Origin of the sequence: Paracoccus binzhouensis, from assembly GCF_016446475.1 — a bacterium.
Classification (GTDB): Bacteria; Pseudomonadota; Alphaproteobacteria; order Rhodobacterales; family Rhodobacteraceae; genus Paracoccus; species Paracoccus binzhouensis.
Map to the genome: position 1 here is coordinate 1 of NZ_JAEHFP010000238.1, position 1362 is coordinate 1362.

At 74.4% G+C, this 1362-nt stretch carries 1 protein-coding gene; it reads left to right on the forward strand.

From position 1 onward, the window contains the following. Positions 1 to 303 precede the first annotated feature (303 nt). Positions 304 to 1362: hypothetical protein (locus tag I9P22_RS24200; protein WP_199262771.1), on the forward strand; the 1059-nt coding region annotated here is incomplete at its 3' end.

Genomic DNA, 1362 nt, shown 5'->3' on the forward strand with positions numbered 1-1362 from the left:
CTGCTGGCCGGGCAGGCCGGGCGCGCGCGGGCGCCGCTCTGGCTGGTGCCGATCAGCGCCGCGGCGCGGGCGGCGTGGCGAAACCCCGCCGACCGCATCGCCGTCGCCCCTGCCCCCGACGCGCAAGGGATGATATGCGCGCTGGAAAGGCTGCTCGGCGTGGAACAAAGCATGTGAGGCGGGTTGAGGCATATCGCGCCGCCCACTAGACTGCCGCCGGGAGCCAGTCATGATTGCGGGCCGGGGGCGACGGCAAGGGCCGATGCTGCCGGGGCGCGATGCGAAACGGAACGGGGAAGAATTGTGAGAAAGCCAGAAGCCAATTCCAGCGAGAGCAAGGCAAGCCCCGTTCAGGAAACGAAAAGGAAGGCGGTCTCGGGCCCGGTGATCGAAAGCCGGCCCGTCAGCTCGGGCGAAGGCGCCGCGCCGGCCAGGGCCGAGGCCAAGCCGATGGTCGAATCGCGGCTGGTCGGCTCGGGCCTGGGCGCCGAGGCCGCGACGCCCAAATCCTCGGCCTCGGCCACGCCGCCGGGCGGGGCCCGGGCCGAATCGTCGCCCATTCCGGCGGTCGCTGCCGCGAAACCCGAGGCTGCGAAACCCGAGGCCGCGAAGCACGTCGCTCCGAAGCCCGATACCGCCAAGCCCGAGCCGAAGCCCGAACCCGCGCGTATCGAGACCCGGGTGGTCGAGGTGCGCAAGGCCGGCTTCGTGCCGACTTTCCTGGGCGGCGTGGTCGCCGCCGGGCTGGGCGCCGCCGCGGCCTGGTGGGCGATCCCGCATCTGCCGCCGGCCTGGCAGCCCGTCCCGCCCGCCTCGGCCCCGACCGAGGCCGAGATCGCCGCTGCCCGCGAAGCCGGCGCCGAGGCCGCCAAGGCCGAAATCGAGGCCCAGGGCAATGCCTTCGCCAGCCGCGCCGCGGATGCCGGCGCCGATGCGGCGCGCCAGGCGCTGGCCGATGCCTCGCTGCAGGGCGGCGATGCCGAGGCGCTCAAGGCCCAGGCCGAGAAGCTGGCGGCGCTGGAAAGGACCGTTGCGGACCTGGCGGCGCGGCCGGCCACGCAGACCGTGGTTTCGGGCGAGAACGGCGCGCAGCTGCAGCAATTGGTGGATGACGTGAACGCCCGCCTGGCGGCGCAGCAGCAACGTATCGACGAGCTGGCCGCGCGCCCGGCGGCCGACCCGGCTGCGGATTCGGCGGTGGCCGAGCGCATGCAGGACTTCGCCGCCCAGGCGCAGGCGCTGCAAGGCCAGATCGCCGCCGCCGCCGCCGAGGCCGAGAAGCGCATCGCTGCCGCCCAGTCCCAGGCCGCCGCGCTGCAGGAAAGCGCCGAGGCCGCCAATCGCCGCGCCCGCGCCGCCACC